This is a genomic window from Spiroplasma endosymbiont of Nebria brevicollis (assembly GCF_964030895.1).
Taxonomy (GTDB): Bacteria; Bacillota_I; Bacilli_A; order Mycoplasmatales; family VBWQ01; genus Spiroplasma_E.
Window position 1 is genome coordinate 1,286,904 of the sequence record NZ_OZ034986.1, and the last position, 21,903, is coordinate 1,308,806.

General features: G+C 25.9%; 28 protein-coding genes and 2 pseudogenes. 25 read left to right on the forward strand and 5 right to left on the reverse strand.

Features of this window, described 5'->3' with window-relative positions:
- Positions 1-39 precede the first annotated feature (39 nt).
- Positions 40-297: an IS3 family transposase gene (locus tag AAHM98_RS07615; protein ID WP_342276237.1), complete on the forward strand. Its 258-nt coding sequence runs from the start codon at positions 40-42 to the stop codon at positions 295-297.
- Positions 298-782: 485 nt separating this feature from the next.
- Here AAHM98_RS07615 and AAHM98_RS07620 read toward each other — a convergent pair whose 3' ends face one another.
- From AAHM98_RS07620 to AAHM98_RS09065, 4 genes and pseudogenes are all read right to left on the reverse strand, one after another.
- Positions 783-1,535: an exonuclease domain-containing protein gene (locus AAHM98_RS07620; protein ID WP_342276238.1), complete on the reverse strand. Its 753-nt coding sequence runs from the start codon at positions 1,533-1,535 to the stop codon at positions 783-785.
- A gap of 336 nt (positions 1,536-1,871) precedes the next feature.
- Entirely contained in the window at positions 1,872-2,741 is an 870-nt protein-coding gene (locus AAHM98_RS07625; RefSeq protein ID WP_342276239.1) for a hypothetical protein, read from the reverse strand.
- 2 nt (positions 2,742-2,743) lie between these two features.
- Positions 2,744-2,992, reverse strand: coding sequence for a hypothetical protein (locus AAHM98_RS07630; RefSeq protein ID WP_342276240.1), 249 nt, complete (start codon positions 2,990-2,992; stop codon positions 2,744-2,746).
- 143 nt (positions 2,993-3,135) lie between these two features.
- Positions 3,136-3,275, reverse strand: a pseudogene (locus tag AAHM98_RS09065) (IS30 family transposase); the annotation flags it as partial.
- Between the two features lie 227 nt (positions 3,276-3,502).
- On the opposite strand from AAHM98_RS09065, the gene AAHM98_RS07635 reads away from it, so the two are divergent.
- From AAHM98_RS07635 to AAHM98_RS07705, 14 genes and pseudogenes are all read left to right on the forward strand, one after another.
- Positions 3,503-4,321 (forward strand): lipoprotein, encoded by an 819-nt coding sequence (locus tag AAHM98_RS07635; RefSeq protein WP_342276241.1) that lies wholly within the window; start codon positions 3,503-3,505, stop codon positions 4,319-4,321.
- 1 nt (position 4,322) lies between these two features.
- Positions 4,323-4,775, forward strand: coding sequence for a 23S rRNA (pseudouridine(1915)-N(3))-methyltransferase RlmH (locus AAHM98_RS07640; RefSeq protein ID WP_342276242.1), 453 nt, complete (start codon positions 4,323-4,325; stop codon positions 4,773-4,775).
- Positions 4,776-4,814: 39 nt separating this feature from the next.
- Positions 4,815-5,486 carry a uracil-DNA glycosylase gene (locus AAHM98_RS07645; RefSeq protein ID WP_342276243.1) on the forward strand — a complete coding sequence of 224 codons (672 nt, stop codon included), beginning with the start codon at positions 4,815-4,817 and terminating at the stop codon, positions 5,484-5,486.
- 112 nt (positions 5,487-5,598) lie between these two features.
- Positions 5,599-6,543: a hypothetical protein gene (locus tag AAHM98_RS07650; protein ID WP_342276244.1), complete on the forward strand. Its 945-nt coding sequence runs from the start codon at positions 5,599-5,601 to the stop codon at positions 6,541-6,543.
- An 18-nt stretch (positions 6,544-6,561) separates the two neighbouring features.
- On the forward strand, positions 6,562-7,674 hold the full coding sequence (locus AAHM98_RS07655; RefSeq protein ID WP_342276245.1) for a bifunctional folylpolyglutamate synthase/dihydrofolate synthase: 1,113 nt from the start codon (positions 6,562-6,564) through the stop codon (positions 7,672-7,674).
- Between the two features lie 21 nt (positions 7,675-7,695).
- Positions 7,696-8,382 (forward strand): folate family ECF transporter S component, encoded by a 687-nt coding sequence (locus tag AAHM98_RS07660; RefSeq protein ID WP_342276246.1) that lies wholly within the window; start codon positions 7,696-7,698, stop codon positions 8,380-8,382.
- 30 nt (positions 8,383-8,412) lie between these two features.
- Positions 8,413-9,747: a cysteine--tRNA ligase gene (cysS, locus tag AAHM98_RS07665; RefSeq protein WP_342276247.1), complete on the forward strand. Its 1,335-nt coding sequence runs from the start codon at positions 8,413-8,415 to the stop codon at positions 9,745-9,747.
- Positions 9,748-9,759: 12 nt separating this feature from the next.
- Positions 9,760-10,512 (forward strand): 23S rRNA (guanosine(2251)-2'-O)-methyltransferase RlmB, encoded by a 753-nt coding sequence (gene rlmB / locus AAHM98_RS07670; protein ID WP_342276248.1) that lies wholly within the window; start codon positions 9,760-9,762, stop codon positions 10,510-10,512.
- 66 nt (positions 10,513-10,578) lie between these two features.
- Positions 10,579-11,133 carry a hypothetical protein gene (locus AAHM98_RS07675; protein ID WP_342276249.1) on the forward strand — a complete coding sequence of 185 codons (555 nt, stop codon included), beginning with the start codon at positions 10,579-10,581 and terminating at the stop codon, positions 11,131-11,133.
- Between the two features lie 152 nt (positions 11,134-11,285).
- Positions 11,286-11,657 carry a hypothetical protein gene (locus AAHM98_RS07680; protein WP_342276250.1) on the forward strand — a complete coding sequence of 124 codons (372 nt, stop codon included), beginning with the start codon at positions 11,286-11,288 and terminating at the stop codon, positions 11,655-11,657.
- Between the two features lie 24 nt (positions 11,658-11,681).
- A pseudogene (locus AAHM98_RS09070) lies at positions 11,682-12,934 on the forward strand (replication-associated recombination protein A).
- A 354-nt stretch (positions 12,935-13,288) separates the two neighbouring features.
- A complete protein-coding gene (locus tag AAHM98_RS07695; protein ID WP_342276253.1) occupies positions 13,289-13,894 on the forward strand; it encodes a hypothetical protein in 606 nt (201 codons plus the stop codon).
- Between the two features lie 470 nt (positions 13,895-14,364).
- Positions 14,365-14,877, forward strand: coding sequence for a hypothetical protein (locus AAHM98_RS07700; RefSeq protein WP_342276254.1), 513 nt, complete (start codon positions 14,365-14,367; stop codon positions 14,875-14,877).
- A gap of 348 nt (positions 14,878-15,225) precedes the next feature.
- Complete coding sequence (locus tag AAHM98_RS07705; protein ID WP_342276255.1) at positions 15,226-16,218, forward strand: hypothetical protein; 993 nt, start codon at positions 15,226-15,228, stop codon at positions 16,216-16,218.
- Here AAHM98_RS07705 and AAHM98_RS07710 read toward each other — a convergent pair.
- The gene (locus AAHM98_RS07710; RefSeq protein ID WP_342276256.1) at positions 16,215-16,538 is read right to left on the reverse strand and encodes a hypothetical protein; all 324 of its coding nucleotides are present in this window, start codon (positions 16,536-16,538) and stop codon (positions 16,215-16,217) included. The genes AAHM98_RS07705 and AAHM98_RS07710 overlap by 4 nt on opposite strands.
- On the opposite strand from AAHM98_RS07710, the gene AAHM98_RS07715 reads away from it, so the two are divergent.
- From AAHM98_RS07715 to AAHM98_RS07760, 10 genes are all read left to right on the forward strand, one after another.
- Positions 16,528-17,394 carry a hypothetical protein gene (locus AAHM98_RS07715; protein ID WP_342276257.1) on the forward strand — a complete coding sequence of 289 codons (867 nt, stop codon included), beginning with the start codon at positions 16,528-16,530 and terminating at the stop codon, positions 17,392-17,394. The genes AAHM98_RS07710 and AAHM98_RS07715 overlap by 11 nt on opposite strands.
- A 115-nt stretch (positions 17,395-17,509) precedes the next feature.
- Positions 17,510-17,659, forward strand: coding sequence for a 50S ribosomal protein L33 (gene rpmG / locus AAHM98_RS07720; RefSeq protein ID WP_342276258.1), 150 nt, complete (start codon positions 17,510-17,512; stop codon positions 17,657-17,659).
- A gap of 11 nt (positions 17,660-17,670) precedes the next feature.
- Positions 17,671-18,102 (forward strand): preprotein translocase subunit SecE, encoded by a 432-nt coding sequence (locus AAHM98_RS07725; RefSeq protein WP_342276259.1) that lies wholly within the window; start codon positions 17,671-17,673, stop codon positions 18,100-18,102.
- Between the two features lie 35 nt (positions 18,103-18,137).
- Positions 18,138-18,758: a transcription termination/antitermination protein NusG gene (gene nusG, locus AAHM98_RS07730; RefSeq protein ID WP_342276260.1), complete on the forward strand. Its 621-nt coding sequence runs from the start codon at positions 18,138-18,140 to the stop codon at positions 18,756-18,758.
- Positions 18,759-19,136: 378 nt separating this feature from the next.
- On the forward strand, positions 19,137-19,583 hold the full coding sequence (rplK, locus tag AAHM98_RS07735) for a 50S ribosomal protein L11 (protein ID WP_342276261.1): 447 nt from the start codon (positions 19,137-19,139) through the stop codon (positions 19,581-19,583).
- Positions 19,583-20,266: a 50S ribosomal protein L1 gene (gene rplA, locus AAHM98_RS07740; protein ID WP_342277258.1), complete on the forward strand. Its 684-nt coding sequence runs from the start codon at positions 19,583-19,585 to the stop codon at positions 20,264-20,266. Before rplK ends, rplA begins: the two co-directional genes overlap by 1 nt.
- Positions 20,267-20,445: 179 nt before the next feature.
- On the forward strand, positions 20,446-20,826 hold the full coding sequence (locus tag AAHM98_RS07745) for a hypothetical protein (RefSeq protein WP_342276262.1): 381 nt from the start codon (positions 20,446-20,448) through the stop codon (positions 20,824-20,826).
- 17 nt (positions 20,827-20,843) lie between these two features.
- The gene (locus tag AAHM98_RS07750) at positions 20,844-21,200 is read left to right on the forward strand and encodes a hypothetical protein (protein ID WP_342276263.1); all 357 of its coding nucleotides are present in this window, start codon (positions 20,844-20,846) and stop codon (positions 21,198-21,200) included.
- 59 nt (positions 21,201-21,259) lie between these two features.
- The gene (locus tag AAHM98_RS07755; protein ID WP_342276264.1) at positions 21,260-21,595 is read left to right on the forward strand and encodes a hypothetical protein; all 336 of its coding nucleotides are present in this window, start codon (positions 21,260-21,262) and stop codon (positions 21,593-21,595) included.
- 13 nt (positions 21,596-21,608) lie between these two features.
- Positions 21,609-21,893, forward strand: coding sequence for a hypothetical protein (locus AAHM98_RS07760; RefSeq protein ID WP_342276265.1), 285 nt, complete (start codon positions 21,609-21,611; stop codon positions 21,891-21,893).
- Positions 21,894-21,903: the final 10 nt, after the last annotated feature.

Below are 21,903 nucleotides of genomic sequence, written 5' to 3' on the forward strand. Positions count from 1 at the left end.
AAGGTTTTCATTATACCAACCCTTCTTATAAAAATATCAATGTCCAGAAGAGAAAATTCTCCAGATAATGGAGCAACAGAATCATGGGTTGGTACTATGAAAATTGAATTCTTATATCAGATTCCAAGAAAAAAACGAACTATTGAATGAATTAAAGAAAATTTACCTAAGTATATTTATTTTTACAACAATCATCGACCACAACCAAAATTAAAAGGAATGAGTCCAATAGAATATCGATTATCTCATCCCCAAACAAATATTAAGTTTATTCCTATGAAATTAGATTTAATGTAACATTTATAATAATAATTATATAAGGTTCTTTTTATTGTCCACTTTACTTGACAAGTTCATTCTTTTACTCTCCTTACTTTCTCGTAAGGCATATCCTTGTGGATGACTTCGTCTCCTAGTAAACTAGGCATCATTACTGATGTATATATTATATACCATATACAACGATTATGTCAATATTTTTATCAAACGGTGTTAGAATAAACTTGTCGTTATCTTATTTTATTTTACTAAAGAAATAACTAAAACTACTATGGAAACTATTATTGCAATTGAACTTAAAACTCATGTTATAAATGCTCTTTTTTAAGTATTTTGTTCCTTAATTTTTTCAAGTTGCAAGTTTTGTTGATGTCTAAAATTTTCCTGATAGTGTTTAGTATCTTCCTTTTCTTTCTTTTTTCGTTCATATTCACCTACTTGTACAGTTGAAGTAGTTATATTTTATACGTCCAATGTGGACTAAAAATACTATTTAATTATCTCTATTCAAACAAGTTTCCTAGATTAATATTTAACTTCTCAGATAAATTTTTAATATGATAATGGCTACCAAAATGAACATTAATTAATGAATGTAAAGTTTTAACACCAGCCAATGTTTCATTATGATTAAACTTAATCTTATTATTGTGTGCTAAAGCATTTAATTTATTATTAGGATAATTATAAGCTTTCTTGAATAATTTTATTGAACAAACGTAAAGAAAATTAGGGCATTCTAATTTATAATGTTGCAATAATGACCTTAAAACATTAATATTATAACTAGCGTTGTGGGCAATGATTATATATTTTTCTTCAAAAAAAGATGAAACTTTTTCCCAAATATATCTAAAAATAGGAGCGTTTTCCACCTTTTTTTCAGTAATCTTATTAATATGAGAGAATGTAAATTCATAAGGATATGGTTTAATAAAAGTTTCATAAGAATCAATAATTTTTCCTTTTTGAACTTTTATAATGGCTAATTGACAGGCACTTGTTTTTTCAATATTTGCTGTTTCAAAACTTATAAAAACATAAATATGATTATCTACTCCTCATGGGTTGGTACTAAATTGTTTTTTATTATTTAATATTGCTTGTTTGTGGTTTAATAACATTGTTTTTGCAAATAAATTAGTATTTTCTGCTTTAAATTTTGGTTTTGCTGCTTTAGTAATAGACAACACGTTTTTTGAATCTTTTTCTTTTTCATCTTTAATAATATTACTATCTGGAATTTTTAAAGACATGATAGAATGATATTTCCTTTCTATAATAATTTAAACTATAAATTTCTTTGTTCATACGGATAAATTATAGCATCTAAGATACAAACAAAAACAAAATTAATTAATAATTTTATAGTAAAATATTTATACATTATAGAGTGTTATTTATTTAAAATAAAAAAGGAAATCCAATATCTAAATTGTGATTCCTCCTACAAGCATGAACTAATATTTCAAATCTTTTTCATCTTATCTACTGCTTACTTGGGGTGTAGTCTAGTTTTATTAGAAATCAGAATTTTTATCTCTTTCTAAATGCATTAAAATCATGTTACCAATGTTAGACATAATCTTAGATTATCAATATCTAAGTGTCATAAACTCACTGCCTTTTTGTCTAACATTTTTAATAAAATCAGGTCAAGTTTTATTTTTAATAATTAGTTTTATAAAGTCTTTAAAATTAATATTGTTATCACTAAACATGAAAGAACTAAGAGATGATTGATTACTAATAGGAAAAATAACGTCTTTTTGTTTAGGAAAAATTTGAACAATAATATTTCTTAAATTCTGATATAGTTCTTTACTCTTTTTATCAGACATTCTAATGGCGCTAACCTTCATGTAAACGTTATCATCATCATAATCGCAGTCAGTACTATATGTTTGTTTGCCCATGCAAACAGCAGGGACAATCTTACGTGAAAAGTAGTCTAAATCATAAAACATATTATTTAATTGCTCATTATCATATTTAGTAAAAATAGATTTTAAAATTTCTTCTTGACTTTCAACATAGTTAATCATTGGTTCATAAACTATGAGCATTAAAAAATTTGCTAGTTCATATGACTCTAAGTTTTTTAATTTAAAATTATAATTTATTATTTCAACTGGAAGTTGAACAGGGTCTTGTAAAATTTCAATAGCGAACTTACTGTAAAAAATATTGCCTTCAATAATTCTAATTAAATTAGAAAGTAAGAAATATATAGTATTAAGTTTTTCTTGGTCTTTACTTCAAGCAAAGTCATATTTTAATATAAGTTTTTCCATTTCAAAACGACCTTGATAAAATTCTTTGCTATAAATAACATTGATAGCATAGTTTAAATAAGTATAACTATTATAAAAACCAATCATGTCACCAGAAATAGTATCTGTTACTTCATATTCTTTAATGGGCTTAACAGTAATAAAGTTAGTGAAATCTTTAATTGCCATTTTTAGGTTGTATAGAAATACATTATTAGTTTCTTTCATCCAAGTGCTTGTTCATAATCAGTTGACAAATATCTTTCTAAATTTATAGCAATTTTCCTCATACGAGTTTTCAGTTCTGACTTGTCTCATGTTTTATCTATAATGTCATTAATAAAATTATCAACCTTAAACAAAGAATATACGGCTCTAATGCTCAAAGCCAAATCTTGAATTAACTGGTAATTATACCTGTTTTTAAGTAGTTCGGGCATACATTTTTCCTTTTAAATCTCATTAATAAAATTAAAAAATAAATAAAATTATTAATAATATTTTATCATTATTTAACCTCCTTTCTGCATATAAAAAACAATGAAATAAATCAAAAAATTAGTTATTAGAATAATTAACATCACTTTAGTTTAGCAAATTCTTTGCCACAATCAAATGTAATGGTTTTAACTGTTCCACTTGGCAAACTGGCGATAAAGTTTATTAAGCTTTGTGTTCTATATCTTCACTTTTATGTGTCTTAGTAAATAAAGGAATTGATGATGTTACTAAATATATTCACTTTTTCAATAATAAACGAATTTGTAGTAAATTTAACGTTCCGTCAATGAATCAATTTAGAGTACAATAATAATGTCTCATTTTAGGGCGCAAGAATAATTCTAACTTTTCAAAATTACTTTTTGCTTTTTCATCAAAAATAAGTTACAATTCCTATTGAATATTTAATTATTATAAATAATTTCTTAATGTAAGGAGCATAAAAATAAATGCGTAAAATAATTAGTCTTTTTTCAGCAGTTGGGTTACTTGCTACTTCAAGTAGTACTATAGTTGCCTGTGGTGTTGGAGATGGTACTCAAATTAAGGTTAATCTTATTAATGAACCAAAAAAACAAGTTTCCAATGAAGATCCATTAACAAACTATGTTTATAACGATAACTATATTTTTGAAAAACCAAATGGAATATATGCCGCCTTAGAAACATACCAACAATTAGCAGCAGATAAACTTAGAATTGATGAAAAAATGTTAAAAACACCTGGTGTTGCCGAAGAATTTTATAATAGCAAGAACTATAAATCAGGACATTTTGATAGTTTTGAATATAACAATTATTTAGGTGGAAATAAATTAGTCCATCCATTTACTTTTGCTGATAAAAGTGGTGCACCAATTGCTGCACAATTAGTTGATAATGACATAAAGAAACCACAATTTGTCTACTGATTCGTTACTTTTAATTCAGCAGCACAAGCAAATGTTGCACCAACTGATCCAAACGCTGTTACTAGTATCATAGCACCAACAATGGATAAATTTACAAGTGATAATCAAAAAATTCTTCGTCAAGGATGAATTCACTTAGATTTAACAATGGGTAACTTTAGAATTGATTTTAATATTAGAATTGATTTTGATTTTGTTTTATATTCAGATAAAAATAGTCAAAAAATAGTTCGCATGGATCCAGATACTATTCAATATTCATTAGGGCATGTTGATTTTTATCATCCAGAATGAACATTTGATGACTATAATGGTAAAGCAGGTCGCATTAGCGATATGGTTATTTCTAAAAATTAAAATGTTAAGTATTAGAATTATTTGTGTTGGTGATTTATCACAACAATATTGACGATTAGCTGCCAATGATTATTTAACAAGAGTTAAAAAACAAGCAAATATTATTATTCAAAATATAAAAGAATCTAAACTAAACTTAATTTCTTCTAATATTAATATTGAACCAAATAAAATCATTGAATATTTAGATAAAAATATTGATTATCAATGAATGCTATTAGATTTAACTGGAAATCTTGTAACAAGTGAACAACTTGCACAAATCATTGTTAAAAATCAAAATTATCAACAAGGTAAAATTGGTTTTATCATTGGCGGTAGTAATGGTGTTAACCAAGAATTAAAAACTAATTCTAAATTAATTAAAATTGCATTTGGAAAAATCACTTTACCACATCAATTGTGTTATGTAGTATTGTTAGAACAAATATTATTGTTCGTTACAAATTATTAATAATCAACCCTATCATAAGTAAAAGCGCAGGTGAAAGCTATGTATAATAAAACTTTATTTGTTGATACATCATGAATGAGTCTTTTTCAAAATGAAAATAATCAATTATATTTTCCAAAATTATTAAAAGACATTAAAAATGAATATCAAACTTACACTTGTTTTCCCATGTGAGAAGAAATTTTTACTGCTTTTAAACTAACCCCTTTAGAAACAGTAAAGGTAGTTATTTTAGGACAAGATCCATATCATCAGCCACAACAAGCTCATGGTTTAGCCTTTAGTGTAAAAGATAAAACCCCTTTACCGCCAAGTTTAAAAAATATTTTTCAAGAATTAAAAAATGATTTAAATATTGAAAAGGGTAATAATGGCAATTTAACAAGTTGGGCTAAACAAGGTGTACTTTTATTAAATACAACTTTAACAGTTAGACAAGGTCAACCAAATAGTCATTTACAATATGGATGAACAATATTTACTGATCATGTTTTATCATTTTTAAATCTGAATTGTTCTAATTTGGTTTTTATTCTATGAGGTAAAAATGCTCGTAGTAAAAAAATATTAATTAATACTGCTAAACATTATATTATTGAGAGTGTTCACCCCTCACCTTTAAGCGCATATGGAGGATTCTTTAATTCTAAGCCTTTCAGTAAAACAAATAATTGATTAATATCAAAATCTAATTTACCTATATTATGATAAAAATATCTTTTTGCTAATATTATTTGTGTGTAAATGAACAAACAATGTTATGATATATTTGTTAAAATTAATCTAACTTTTAAATAATAATATGGGAATGGTGGTTATTTAAATGCCAAATAATTTAATAATAAATAACTTAGTTTCCAAAACAGCAATAGAAACACTACCTTTGTTTAGTAAAAACACTGCTATTTATTTAATTATTGCCTTGGGCGCTACAATGTTATCCTATATTTTAATAAATAGTTTCTGAAAATTATTTAAAAAAGATAAGTATAAAGGTGTTCGTTTTACTACTAAAAATATTGCCTATATTACAATGCTGTCTTCAGTATCTGTAGTAGCTACTATTATTATTTCTATTACTATTCCACTTACTGTTTTGCCTCCTATTAGGATTGCCATTGAAGGGTTAATGATTAAGATTACTGGTTATCTTTTTGGTCCTGTCATCGGGATTATTTGTGCTGCAGTAACTGATATTTTAGTAACTTTATTTGTCCCATCTTATATTAGTCCAGTCTACATGTTTTGTATTGTTTTCACTGGATTTTTAGCTGGTATCGCTGGCATTTTAAATGTTAAACTGAAAAATTATCCATGAATTATCTTTATTTTAATTAATATTTTTATTTTATTATTTGCTGGTGGTGGAGCTTATATTGTTTTATGTGGTGACCAATCTTCATATTCTGTTTCAGGTATGAACTTTAATAAATATGCTACTGCTTGCATTATTGGTGGTGGTGGTGCCTTTGCGTTATTAAGTATTTATAGTGTTTTATTTTATTACTTATGGAAAAGACAGTCTGAAAGAATTAAAGAAATATTACCAATTATCTTGTTAGCAGTTGTAGCAGAATATGTAATTACTGTACTAATTGCTTCATATGCTGATATGACATTATTTAGTTCTAATGTCAAAGAATATGGTTTAACAGCAATGGCGCGAATTATTATGGCACCATTTAAAATTATTGTTAACTCAATTATTATTTACATTACATGAAGAACAGTAAGTCCATTAATTAATATTGATAATAATAATTATTAAATTAGATGTTGGTTAACTATGAATGATGAATTTTTAGAAGATATATATAAATATCCAGGAACTGAGAGTTTAACTAAATTAAAGTTACTTTCCCCTAAATATTTAAATAATAATATTAAATATATTCAAGTAACAGGAACTAATGGTAAAGGTTCTGTTTCGAGAATGATTCATGCTGTATTATGACAAACTAGTAATATTAAAGTTGGTCTTTTTACTTCACCACATATTACTGTGATAAACGAAAGAATTATTATTAATGATACTATGATTAGTAATCACGATTTAATTCGCATTAAAAATCTAATTAATGATGATATTGAGCATTATCAATTAGGTTTTTTTGCCATTTTGACATTAATTGCTTTAATTTATTTTCAAGAACAAAAAGTAAAATGAGCAATAATTGAAGTAGGAATTGGTGGCAGATACGACACTACTAGTGTTATTGATGCTACATATGCTGTTATTACTTCGATTGGTAAAGACCACCAAGAAATATTAGGTAGTACATTAAAAAAGATTTTACATCAAAAAATTGGAATTGTTAAACCAAGCACCAAGATTCTATTTGTGTCAGGAAATTTAAATAGTAATTTAAAATATGAAATTTGCAAACAAGGATATCAACCGTGTTATTCGTCAAAATTAATCAATCAAACCTATTATGAAGAAAATAAATCGTTAGCATTAACTGTTATTAAAAATGCTTTTCCTAACATTGCTATTGTTAGTGCTAGTTTTATTATTAAAAATCTTAAAATTAAATTTCGTTTCGAAAAATATGAGATTGATAATAAAATAGTTTATTTTGATGCGGCTCACAATCGTGAAGGTATTAATGCTTTAGTCAAAACTTTAAAAATTAACAATATCGTTCCTGATGAGATTATATTTTCTTGTTTAAAAAATAAGTACCCTAATCAATTAATTCTTCTTTTAAAAAAAATCTCTAATAATATCATTATTTGTCAAAATAGTCATGTACAAAGTATTAATGCAATCCAATTTGCTTATGAGAATATGATAAAAAATAGTAAAAATAAAATTATTTTAATTACAGGTTCTTGTTATTTTTTAGCAGATGTTTATAATTATTTATGCAGAATAGATGTTTTGAATAAATATTAAAAAAGGTAGGTAAAGTAAATAATGGTATTAGTATTAATTAATGCAATAAGTGGAATGTTGATTTTGTGCACCTTTGCTTTAATTGCTATTTTAGATCTTAAAAATAATAAAATTAAATTAAAACAAATTAATTTAATTTGTTTAAGTGGCATGTTAGTTTCATTAGCTGTTATTTTAAATTTTATTAGTGGTGCTGTTTTAAGCACTATTTTACCATTTAAAATTTTTGAAATTAAAATTGGTGACTTTGTACTAGTATTAATCGGTTTTTTTTGTGGTGGCATGTTAGGATTTATTAGTGGTATTGCCTCTGACTTTTTAGGTCTTCTTTTTGCTGGTAATGCTACACCTGCTTTATTCTTTACTTTTACTAGTATTTTATGATGTGTACTACCATATTATATTGTTACTATTTTAAGTAAAATATACTATCGTAAATGAACAATTTATTGTTATTTACCATTTGCTTATGGTCTTACTTCTTTGTTAATTACTAGTACCGACCCTATTATTTTAGGTGAAATGTATGCAATGCCAATATTACCAATGTATTTTTTAAGAGTTATAAAATATCCTATTAATTTAGTTGTGAATGCAACTTTAATTATAAGTTGTTATAAATCATTAAATTTACAACACCAATTTCAAAATCGTCAATTTGCTACTAATCCTCAAACTTTAGAATCTAATATAATAGATAATAATTAATACTAATCTATTAAGGAGCGAAAATACAATATGATTAAAGTTTATGATAGTTTTTCACAAACATTAAAACCACTAGTAACTAATGATAACCAAGTTAATATATATTTATGTGGTCCTACCGTTTACAATTATGTACATATTGGTAACGTTCGTGGTGTGATTGTCATGGATGTTTTACATCGTCTATTAATTCATCAAAAATATCAAGTTAATTATGTTCATAACATCACTGATATTGATGATAAAATTATTAATCAAGCAGAATTATTAAAAACTACAGAATCACAATTATCTAGTAAGTATAGTAGCGCTTATTTGCATGACTTAAAAACATTAAATATTATGTTGCCTAATAGTTTGCCAAAGGTAAGCCAATATATAGACAGCATTATTAAGTTTATTGAACAATTAATAATTAAGGACTATGCATATGTTACTAATAATGATGTTTATTTTAAAGTTAATAAAATTAAAGATTATGGTTCACTAGCACATAAAAAAATTATTGATTTAATTCCTAATTTTCGCGTTAAAAATCAAAATCCTATTAAAGCTGATGTCTTAGATTTTGTATTATGAAAAGCAACAACTATTGGTATGAATTGAAATAGTCCTTGAGGCAAAGGTCGTCCTGGTTGACATACAGAATGTACTGCTTTTATTGAAACTATATTTAACGGAAAAACGATTGATTTACACGGTGGTGGTATTGATTTAAAATTTCCTCATCATGAAAATGAACGTGCTCAATTTATGGGATATCATAATCAAGAACTAGCAAATATTTGATGACACAATGGTCATGTTAATATTGTCAATGTGAAAATGTCAAAATCATTAAACAATTTTGTTTTAGTAAAAGATTTTTGTCAACAATATCATCCTCATATTTTACGTTACTTAATTTTAAATCGTGACCATCAACAACCCATAGATTTTAATGATGAAACTATTATTAATGGACTATCCTCAATGAAGAAATATGAACAACTATTAAAACAATGAACATATCAATTATTCATCAATAACATTAAGACAAATAAAAAACATCATAAACCGCATTATGACCAAGTCATTATGTTTTTATCAAATAATATTGATACAACTAATACTATAACTTGGCTAGAAACTATGGTTAAACAAATCAATGAAGCAATGGTTAAAAAAGAATTTAGTGAAATCAATCAAAATATTTTTTATACCTTTACTTTCACTCTAAAAATCTTAGGATTTGATTTTAAATTTGGCAACTATACACCAGAAATTAAAACACAAATTAAATTATGAGAACAATTAAAATCACAAAAAGATTATCAAGCAGCCGATAAAATTCGAGAACAACTACAAAGTCTTAACATTATCTAAGGAGTAAAAAATATGGCATTAGAATACATTTACGGTTATCATCCCGTTGTTGCAGCAATTAATCCGCAATCATTAATTAAAGTTTGAAAGGTTTTTTTAGTCCAAGATAAATATCGGGAATTAAAGCCAGAATTGAGTAAAAGTAAAATTGATTATGAGATTATTAGTTTAGAAGCAATGAATAATTTGTTAAAAACATCAAAGCATCAAAATATTGCTGCCTATGTTAAAAATTATGATTATTTTACTTTAGACGAATTATTAAGTTTACAACCAGAAAATAAATTTGTTCGTTATTTAATTTTAGATCGTATCTCCGATCCTCATAACTTTGGTTCAATGTTAAGAATTGCTGCTGGTAATGGTTTTGATGGTGTAATTGTTTTGAACCGTAATCAATCAGAAATTAATGGTGCAGTTGCTAAAGCTGCAGCAGGTGCTTTAAGTATTATTCCTATTTGTCAAGTTAATAATATAACAACAACTATTACTAAATTAAAAAATGAACATAATTTTTGAATTTTAGCAGCAGCTAAAACTGATAAAGCTATTGATTATCTTGATGTGCAATGTGATAGTAATTTAGGGTTGATTATTGGCAATGAAGGAGAAGGGATTAGTCCCAAATTATTAACTCATACTGATTTTGTTGTCCAAATTCCGATGTCTAACAAAATCGAATCATTTAATGCTAGTGTAGCTTGTGGTATTATTGCCAATCATATTTACATTCAGACTTTAAAATTAAATACTAATATCTCATAACTTTTTTTGATTATTCTTTTCTTTTTTCATAATTAGTGTATCTTCGTAAAAAGGGAGGTAACAAATATGGAAGATAATGAATTAATTTATTTATATTGTATTGAATATAATGAAATAGCATTTAAATGTTTATATGAAAAATATCAACTTAAAAATGAATGGATGTTAGGCGCAATTTTACGACGTTTCTTTTCTATTCCATTAGAAATAAATGATTTAATTTCAATTTTTTATTTTATATTTTTAGAAAGTGTTTTTAAATTTCAAGAATGTAAAAATAAATCATTTAAAAACTTTTTATATAATGAATTACAGTGAGGAATCTTGGCATATTTTAAAAAATTTTTAAACAATAATCATCGTATTATTAATACAGCTTTAGTATATAATGATTATTTAACTCAAGGTGTAAATGAACAATATCAACATTTAAGCATTCAAGATGTTGTTAATACAGCTAGATTAACCAAAAATGAAAACCAAGTTTTACAATTAAAACAGGATGGTTACAATATTAATGAGATTATGGAAAATCTGAAGAAGTTAACATACAAACAAGTTGATAATGCCTGAACTAGGGTTAAAATAAAACTAAAAAATAGTTATAAAAATTATATATAATTTGTGTAGGTGATTAAAATGAACAAAAATTTAAATTTATTGATTTAACTTCTTTAATTGTAGAAAAATTAATAAAATCAAAATTTACTATTAGAGAATTAGAAACATTTCAGGTAATCTTATTAAAAAATAAAGATTTATCATGTGATAAATTGCAAAGTATACTAGTACATTTTCTGCCTAATAAAAAGTTAAATTACTTTTTTGAAGCTATTGATTTTAAAAATTGATTTACAAATGAATTTATTGAATTTTTAGATACTGCTTGTGAAGTAATTTTAATGAAACAGTTATTAATTGAATCTCATAACATGTTTTTAAATAAAAATAAACCTTGGATGTTAAATAATCAAAATAATTTACATAAATATATTTTATTAGTATTAAATACTAATGATAAAAGTTTTATTTTTCAAAATACAAACGATGTTTTTAATGTTTTAAAAACAAAGTTATTAAAATGAAACAAAATTAATATTGATATGAGATTGTATAGCAACTTTGACTTTAACAAAATTAGATAATTTACTTTAGGATGGTGTTTAATCATGAATAAACCATTAGCAACTATTTTACGACCAACAACTATCAAAGATATCATTGGTCAAACCCATTTGTTAAATGATGAAAATGGTGTTATTAATCGCATGTTGAAACAAAAATATCTAACATCATTAATTTTTTATGGTAACCCAGGCACTGGTAAAACGACAATTGCTCAAATTTTAACTAATGATTTAAACTACGAATTTGGTATCTTTAATGCTGCTATAGATAAAAAAGAAGATTTAGAAAAATTGATTAAAAATGCCGAAAAATCACAACCATATATTATCATTATTGAAGAAATTCATCGTATGAATCGTGACCGTCAAGATTTATTATTACAATATTTAGAACATGGCAACTTTATTTTAATAGCATGTACAACCGAAAATCCATATTTTGTTATTAATCGTGCATTGCGAAGTCGTTGCTTATTATTAGAACTTAAACCAATTACCAATGAAGAAATGTTAGTTGGTTTACAAAAACTAATTGCTAAAAATAAAGCAATAAATTTTACTATTAGTAAACAATTATTAGAAACAATTTGTGTTTTAAGTAGCGGTGATTTACGGATAGCTATTAATGTTTTAGAATTGCTAATGAAACTTTATCCCAAAGAAACTATAACTTTAGATATTATTAATGCCATTATCCCACAAGCTAGTAATTGAAATGCCAAGGAAGGCAGTGAACACCATGATTTAAAATCAGCGCTACAAAAATCAATTCGCGGTAGCGACGTTAATGCTGCGCTTGCGCTACACTACTTATCACGCTTATTAGTTAGTGGTGATTATGAAGCATTTTAAGAAGAATAATGATTATTGTTTATGAAGATATTGGTCTAGCAAATCCAGCCTTAGGAATTAGGGTAAAAACTGCCATTGAAACTTTCCGTCAAATTGGTATGCCTGAAGGTTTAATTCCTTTAGGATTAGTAGTAATTGAAATGGCATTTAGTGAAAAATCAAATAGTGCCAATCTTGCAACACAAGCAGCATATAATGATGTTTTACAAGGACAAGTTTATCCCATTCCAGATTACTTAAAACATAGTTGATCAAAGTCTTTAAAAAAATCAATGGGCAAAGGAAAACTTTATAAATTTCCTCATGATTATGAAAATGATTATGTTCAACAACAATATTTACCAACTAAAATTAAAAATAAAACATATTATCAACCAAAAATCCATAACATATATGAAAAAAAATTAAATGAAATTTATCAAAAATTTACTAAGAAAAAATAGTTTATCATTGCTATTGTGATAAAATTATCTAAACAGTAAACATTTATAATATAATTAACAATAATTATATTATAAATGTTTACTGTTTAAAGTTCAGTTAAATCAAGTTAACTAAATATTTGGTTTTGCCTTAAAATAATTTTTATATTATTTTATGTTTTTTTATTTTTAATAAAAAAGGAGGCAATAATAATTAAAAAAACTGTTAATAAAAATGAAAAATATATTGTTAATAATCGAAAAATTCGTAATAATCAATCAGAATTAAAGCAATTAAAAACGCTTAAACCTAAAAAACAATGAATATGAAAAATATTGATATTTTTAATAATTGTTGCTTCCATAATTGGAGGAATGATAGGGTTAATAATAACCAACACATCTAACAATCCTGATATTACTAATAGCAATAGTAATTGAAATCCCAATGATACTAATACTTGAGATACTTATTATAAAAATAATTGCCCACCTAATAAACTTTATAAGTTAACTGATTATCAAAATCATTTAAAAAACATTACTCTTGTCAATACTAGTAAAAATCCAAAACAATCATTTACTATTAATGATTTACTAAATGAAATTGATGGTGAATTAGTAAAAGCATCTGTTAATATTCCAAATAATTTTTTTAATCATTTACCACTAAATCCTGCAATTAGTATTAAAATTGATGGCAACAATGCACTGTTATCAAATTTTACAATTTCAATGTCAAAATATAATGAACAAAAAGCAATGAATATTGAAATAATAACTACTGATGTTGGAATTTCATACCATTTAGAGCCCAGTGATTTAAATTTTAAATTTATCGTAAAAAATGACAACAAACCTGTTTTGATAAATATTAATGATTTAGATTTAAGAATCCCTGAGGAAACTGTAGCAATGACTGACATTACTAAAGGTACTAACACAGAAGTTATAAACGGCATTGATAGTGACATTAGTTAAAGGTTTATTAATAAAGTTAATAAAATACTTGGATGATGTTCTATAACAAAATCTGATTTTACAATTAATTATGATGATATAAAACAATTCACCAATTATCAAGAACCTGTTACCATTGCTATTATTATCAATGCAGTTACTAGCAGTGATGTTATTACGGGGACATTAAATATCAATGTTAATGTAAAAGGAATTAATACAATTAAATCTTTAAATAGTTTTAAGTCAGGATTAGAACAAGATAAATCGGTAGTTAATGATGATACTAATGTCCAAATAGATAATGTTAATAATTTGCTACAGGAATTAAAGATTATGGTAACACAATGTGACATTAAAATTTTACTAATGATGATTATATTATTACTTCTAATTTTCAAGGTGGCAATTACCAAGGCAAACAAACATCAATTAACATAACTATTGTTGGTAAAAATCAGTTAAAAGATAGTATTAATATTACTATTATTATGGAATGTCATAATAAAAATTCTAATGAACAAACATTTACTAATAAAAAATTTGATTGTTCAAAAATAAAACCAATTCCATTTTTAAACGATATTGGTGGCCAAGGAATTTATTATCCTATTAAAATTAATGATGATTCAGTTACTGATTCATTGTTATCTAACGCTCAAGATGATTTAAATAAGTTTACTAAACTTGATTCGCCAACTATTAGTTTAGCATTGCATGCTAATTTTGCAATTGATGATGATAATTTTCAACTTGATTTTCAAGCAGATATTGATCCAATTATTATTAAAAATGCTGATGAAGTTAAATTATTTACTGATTGCAACCAAATCAGTAACTATGAACATATAACAAACATCGCTATTGTTATTAAATATAAATATAAACAAAATAATGAACAAGAATTAAAAATGAATAAAGTGATGAATAATAATTTCAGTTCTAATTGTCAATTAAAATTTAATAGTATTAGTACAACAATTAAAATTAAATCATTTCGTTAAAAATAAAATGTGAGGTGTAATACATGTTAAATTTTAAAAATTTATTAATGATTACTACTGTTAGTTTATTAGCAAGCAGTGGGATTATTAACCATCATAAACTTAGTAGTAACTTACAGCAAACAAATTAGGAAACCATTATTTGCAATAATTCATATCAAAGTTTAAATAACAGCACTATTTTAAGTAATAAAGATAGTTCTGATAGTTACCACATTTATGATATTAATAATATAAAAACAAATAACAGTTTATTTCCCTATATAAAACAACTTACTGTTAATAATGAAGGTAATTTATCATTTGATAGCAAGCAAATTCCAGATACCATTTCGGAAGACTGAAATAATGCTGTTGCCCAAGACATTAAAAACAAACAAGTTGTCAAACGCTACTGAAGGCACTAAAATTTTACAAAAACAAAATTTGAGTAAAATAGTAACATCAGCTTATACTTCTTCAACTTCAGATTTACATTGAACATTATTACAATTTGGTGGTGCCAATACGCATATTCAACTTACTGCAGGGGAGGGTGATGTTAGTTTAATACCTAATTTTCAAGATTTAAGTGAAAGTTTAGGATTTTACAATATTAGTCAATCTCATCCTGGGAATAGTAAAATCTTATGTAGTGGGTTTGCGAAAAACTTTATTAGTAAAAGTAGTTTAAAAGATAATAAAACATTTAATGATAATCAATATAAGCAAATAATGTACAACATTATTGATTATAAGACCAATATTGATGGTCTGTTAAAAAATAGTTCCATTACTAATAGTAGTAAAGATTATAGTGTTAGATACTTACTAGATAATAATCAGAATATTATTAGTGTAAGTTATTATCAATATGACAAGAGTAATTTAAATATAGAAGCACACTTGAATATTAATCATACATTTAGCAAAGAAACACCATCAAGTGGTGAAGAATTTGGTATTCCAGCAATTACTATGTTTAAATGAAATGATTATGCTGATAGTTGAAATAATTTCATATTTTTATATCCTAGTTTTACAGTTGATAAAACAAGTGAAATTAATTACACGGTTGCTCATAAGAATTATAAAGTTAGAAATACTGAATTATCATTTCAAACTAATGTTATTTTAAATAAACCAGAAGGTTCAAAGCAACCAATTTGAAAAATTGATGTTGAACCAGAACCAAGTAAATTTGCAGTGCAAGGTTTACTTTTATGAATGTACATGTGACATGATGAGCAGTATGTATATGAAGGTTTTCAAGCAACTTCTCAATCTCATAATTTTGATATTGGTGCTAATTTTTCAGTTAATATAAATCAATGAATAATAAACAACTTTTTGAATAATTAAAATATAAAAAATAAATTACAAAGAGGAAAAAACAAATATGCCAAGTGAAACAACAATAGTAATGAACGCACACCTTTATTATATAATGAAGCAACAAATGAAAGTAATATAAAAGAAAATAGTAAATTAGTATTTTTAAGCACTGGAGCCTTATTTAATGCTGCAGCACTATCTTTAGACTTAGGTATAAAAACAACTTCAGGTATAACATCATTAATAGGAAAAACTTTGAAATTTGCATCTAGTTTGATACCTAGTAAAAAACCAATTATCAAAGGACTAGTAGAAATAGCAAGTGGGTCTTGTTTAGTGGTAGGCATAGTATACAATCTTACTGCAAATGATTCACCTGATAATGCATCAACTACTGTGCCACCTTTTACAACTTCAACTCAAACTGATGGTACAACAACTCCTAGAAATTATACTAATCCTACACCTACAGGTTATGGGTTGTTATTAAGTAATCAGTTTCATGAAGATAATAATGATGATGAAAATACTTATTACTTTTATCCAGTAATAATTGCAGGAGCAATTATTATGTTGACAGGTGCATCAAGGATTGTTTCTGCTGCAAATTGATTATCAGATAGCAATTTTAAAAAAGTAGAAGTAGCACTTAAAGGTTCTAATTTTATTAGTTGAATACTTTCAGGTAGTTCAAATATAATTAACCAACAAATTCTTAGTGGGAGTTTAAAAATTGTGGGTTCTCTTTTTAATTTCGGTGAAATTTTTAAAAAAGATGATTTGAAGCATGATTTTAGTATTAAAGTTTCATTTGAAATTGAAAATGGAGCTTCAAACTTTAGTTTTACTCGTAATGCTCAGTTAACAAAAAGTGATAATGAACTTATAATTGAAAAATTACAAAATCAAGATTTTAAAAAAATTACTATTGTAGCAAAAAAGTCAGGAAAAGAAAGGTTTAATGAAATCATGTCATATAAAATTAATGAAAAAGCTAAGATTTTTTTAAAACTAGAAAAATACTCTGATTCTAATGGTAAAAAAATTATCGTAAAAGAAGGAACAAAAATATATGATAATATCAGTACAGAGAATATGGCAGTTAGTCATTCTAATACATCCTGGATTATAAAATTAAAAATAGTGATTTATTTAAAAAAGTCACTATTTTTTTTCATTATTGCTATTTTTCTTGTACAATAATTAAAGGAAGAATTAAAACTAACCATTTCTTTTAAAATAAAAAATCATTTAAAAATTGACACTTATTTTAAATAATAATATAATTAAAAATGGTTAAGTTTTCAAGGTGAATTTAATGAGCGAAAAAATAATCTTAATATGCAGCATTTGTTTGAACCGTAACTATCATACTTATAAAAACAAGGTTAAAAACAAAGAACGCATGGAATTAAAAAAATATTGTGAACATTGTCATCAACACACTGTCCACAAAGAATCACGATAGGAGGTATTTTCATGAGTGAAGAAAATAAATCAAAGAAATCCAAAATTAATCATGAAAAAGTGGCCCTTTTAAAAAACAAGTTTAATATTCTTCGTAAAATTAAACCATTAAAAACCAAAAGAACTTTTGAAGGTACTACTGAAACATTTAACCCTCGTACCGCTGATAAAAATAAAAAAGTTGATATTAGTGCCATATGAGAAAAAGAACGTAAAAATCGTACTTTAGAAGAACGCTATTATTATAAACGTGAAGCCAGAACTTATCATAAATATTTTTTCCTATATTTATCACGAGAAATAAGAAGAACACGTTGAACACCAAGAAAACAATTAAATAGTAAATTCCTTACCACAGTAGCATTCATTACTATTCTAGCATTATTTTTCTATGCAATAGAAAGTATTTTACTAGTGGTATTACCATTACTAAAAATTATGTAAAAAATATTAAAGCAAAAAATGGAGATGTCAAAATAATGAAAAATGAAAAACTTTTAAATAAAGTTGTACCAGTTGAAGAAACACATAAAAATAGAATTGCACAAGCCCAATGATATATTGTTAATTGCAACAAAGGTAATGAAGATAAAGTAGCTGCTGGTTTAAGACAAAAAATTGAAAAAAAATTAAATCTAAAAGATAATATTTTTCAAGTCCGCGTTGTTAATGAAACTTCAACTGATAAAGAAAAAAAAGTAACAGAAAAAAATATTTTTCCTGGTTATATTTTTGTTCATATGATTTTAACAGAAGATACTTGATATGATATTCGCAATACTGCTGGAATTAATGGTTTTATTGGCTCTAGTGGTAAGGGTGTTCCTCCAACTCCGCTTTCAACAAAAGAAGTTAATGAAATGTTATACCGTAATTCTAAACCACCTGTACAACCAAAAGTTAAGCAAGTAAAAGAAGTTAATCGTGACTTTAAAGTTGACGAATTTGTTCATATTACTTCTGGTGCTTTACAAGACCGTGAAGGTCGTGTAACTAAAGTTGATGACGAAAAAGGAGTTGCAACAGTTGCTGTTGATATGTTTGGTCGTGAAACTGAAGTTAAAGTAGAATATGATAGTTGTAAAAAAATTAATTCTTAAAAATTATTTTTTAGAAAGTTTATATTTACTATAATGCTAAAAAACTTTCTTGCGAATTAGGATAACTTAATACCATTATGGTACATAGATTATTTTTTGTTTTCTTTTAACATCTTTTTGATTTTGTAAAATTAAATTCAATTTATCAGACCCTGAGTTGTAATTTAATACTGGTTACCTTAAATATTCATGAGCTAAAAATGAGAATAAAAAATAATTTTCAATTTTTAAAATTTTATTGACTACTATTTATAATAATGTTATTATCTTTAAAGTGCTATTTATCCAAGTAAGTAGTATTTAATTATGTTTGAAACTTGTGGAAGAAATTATTCGTTTGAACCACAGTGAGGACCCAATTTATAGGAGGAGTTGCTCATGGCTGAGAAAAAAAATATTAATCGTGAGGGTATCATCCAATTACCAGCAGGTAGTGCCAAACCAGGTGCTAGTTTAGCTTCATTTGGTATTGATATGCCTCGTTTTTGTAGAGAATTTAATGATAAAACTAAAGATTTAAAAGATGACGCTAATCCCGTTCCAATCCCTGTATTCATTACTGCATACAAAGATAAATCTTTTGACTTTAAAATCAAAACTACACCAACAACGTTTCTTTTAAAAAGAGCGTTAAAACTAACAAAAGGTTCAGCTAACGCTAAATTAACAAAAGTAGGAACTATTACTTTAGCTCAAATTACTGAAATTGCTAAAATTAAACTTCCTGACTTAAATGCTTATACCTTAGAAGATGCCATTAAAATTATTGCTGGTACTGCTAAAAATATGGGTATTACCGTTGAAAACGGAAAGGAGGGTATTTAATTATGGCTAGAAGTAAAAGATATCTTGCATTAGCAAACTTAATTGATAAGTCTAAAAATTACCCTGTTGACCATGCTATTGAATTAGCACAACAATCATCAGCATTAAAATTCGATGCTACTGTTGAAGCAGCATTTCGTTTAAATGTTGATCCAAGACATGCCGATCAAATGCTACGTGGTTCAATCGTGTTACCAGCAGGTACCGGTAAAGTCCAACGTGTATTAGTAATTACTACAACTAAACAAAAAGAAGCGTTAGAAGCGCAAGCTGATTTTGTTGGTGGTAAAGAAATGATTGAAAAAATCCAAAAAGGATGATTTGAATTTGATGTAATTATTGCTACACCAGAAATGATGGGTGAGTTAGGAAAAATTGGTCGTGTTCTAGGTCCTAAGGGGTTAATGCCAACAGCTAAATTAGGAACAGTAACAATGGATGTTGAAAAAGTTATTACAGATATTCGTAAAGGAAAAGTGGAATACCGTGTTGATAAACAAGGTAATATCCACGTTATTCTTGGTAAAGTTTCATTTACACCAGAAGATTTAAGACACAACTATACAACAATTCTTTCTACTCTAAAAAAAATCAAACCTGCTGCTGTTAAAGGTACTTATATTAAAAATATTAGTATTACAACAACAATGGGACCAAGTATTAAAGTTTTAATTGAAGAATAATAACCTTAATTCTAAAAAATCATTAGCAAAAACAAATTATTAATGATTTTTTTCTATTTTGATTCACATTTTATTTTTAAATGAAAATATTTTACGATATAATTTATTTATTGTGATAATTCCAGTAACTTTGTTTTTGCTGGTTAAACAATAAAAATTGGTAAAGGAGCACGACCTTAATGAAAAAACTAATAAATAGTTTTAAAAAACAAAATTGAGGAATAAAAATTGGCTTTTACTCACTGGTAATTAGTATTATATGCTTGGCAATAGGACTAATTTTAATTGCAACAGCTAGTTTTACACCGAAATCAGGTGGTGATACTGTTAATAGTGGTAATGGTTTTAATGTACTTTCCGATTGGGGTATTAATAATTTTTTAACTGCTGATGGACATAGTGAAATGGAAATATTCTATTTTAGTAATAAATTTTTAACTTATCCAATTGCACAAGTTTCATCAGGAATTGTATTTGCCATTATTCTAGCTTCAACATTTGTTGGAATTAGCGGTTTATCACTAATATTTGGCTACTTTAAACGCTGACTATATTCTTAATTTAGTAAGTGATAAGCATGGATAAAAGTAAAAATTCATCACATTGAGATTGAAGACAAAAATTTGGTTTGTTTTTAATTATTGTGGCAATAATTTCAGTGATAATTAGTTTAATATTATTTGGTACGGCTTTTTTTAACAATGCCAATAATAAGTTTCTTGGTGATGGATTTTGAAGTTTAAAACATTACGGAATTATCAATTTGGTTAACAATTGAAATGTATTTGATAATGATGCTGGTTTCAATGTATTCATTAATCATCCTTTTCAACAAGTTTATTTTGGAATTATTTTATTAATAATTATTTTTCCCATTTGTTTTGGAATCGGTAGTATCTTATCAATTCGTGGATGATGAACAGCAAGAATTTAGTAACAATGTAAAATTAAAGTATACTATTAATTATTAGTTTAAATAAAGGAATCATTAATATGTTTGTATTTAAAAAAATTAATTTTATATTATTACTAACTTTTGTATGAATTATTTTTTGGATTACGGTAACTATCATAACTAATAGCTACCGTAATCCAATTTTAAACTATGTACCCCATAGTGAAGATTACTTGCAAAATAAGCCTATTAGTTCTTATGTGTCTAAAGCACAAAAACCTAAACATATAGTAATGATTGGTATTGATGGTATGGCAGGATATGCTTTAAAAAGCGGTTATAGTCCTAACATGAATTATTTAATGCACAATGGTGCCCCCCCCAATACATTACAAGCACGTGTGATGTATTACCAATGTCCTCTGGCTTGCTAACTGAGCTAGTGTTATGTTTGCTACAGATCCTGTTAAACATGGAGTTGTTGACCAAGACTTATGAAATTTTAATCATACTGTCCATAATAAAGTTAATTCAAATCAGATTAGTATCTTTGATGCTATTAAAGATAAATACTCATTATCAAATTTATTTGGATTTGCTAGTGAAGGCAGTATGATTGCTAATTTTAAACCAGAGGGTAAAACAAGCATTAAGGATATTGTGCTTGCTAACGGTAGTTATAATCAAACAGAAACTGATGAGCAAACCTTTGATGTTACTAAAAAACATTAGAAAACAAACC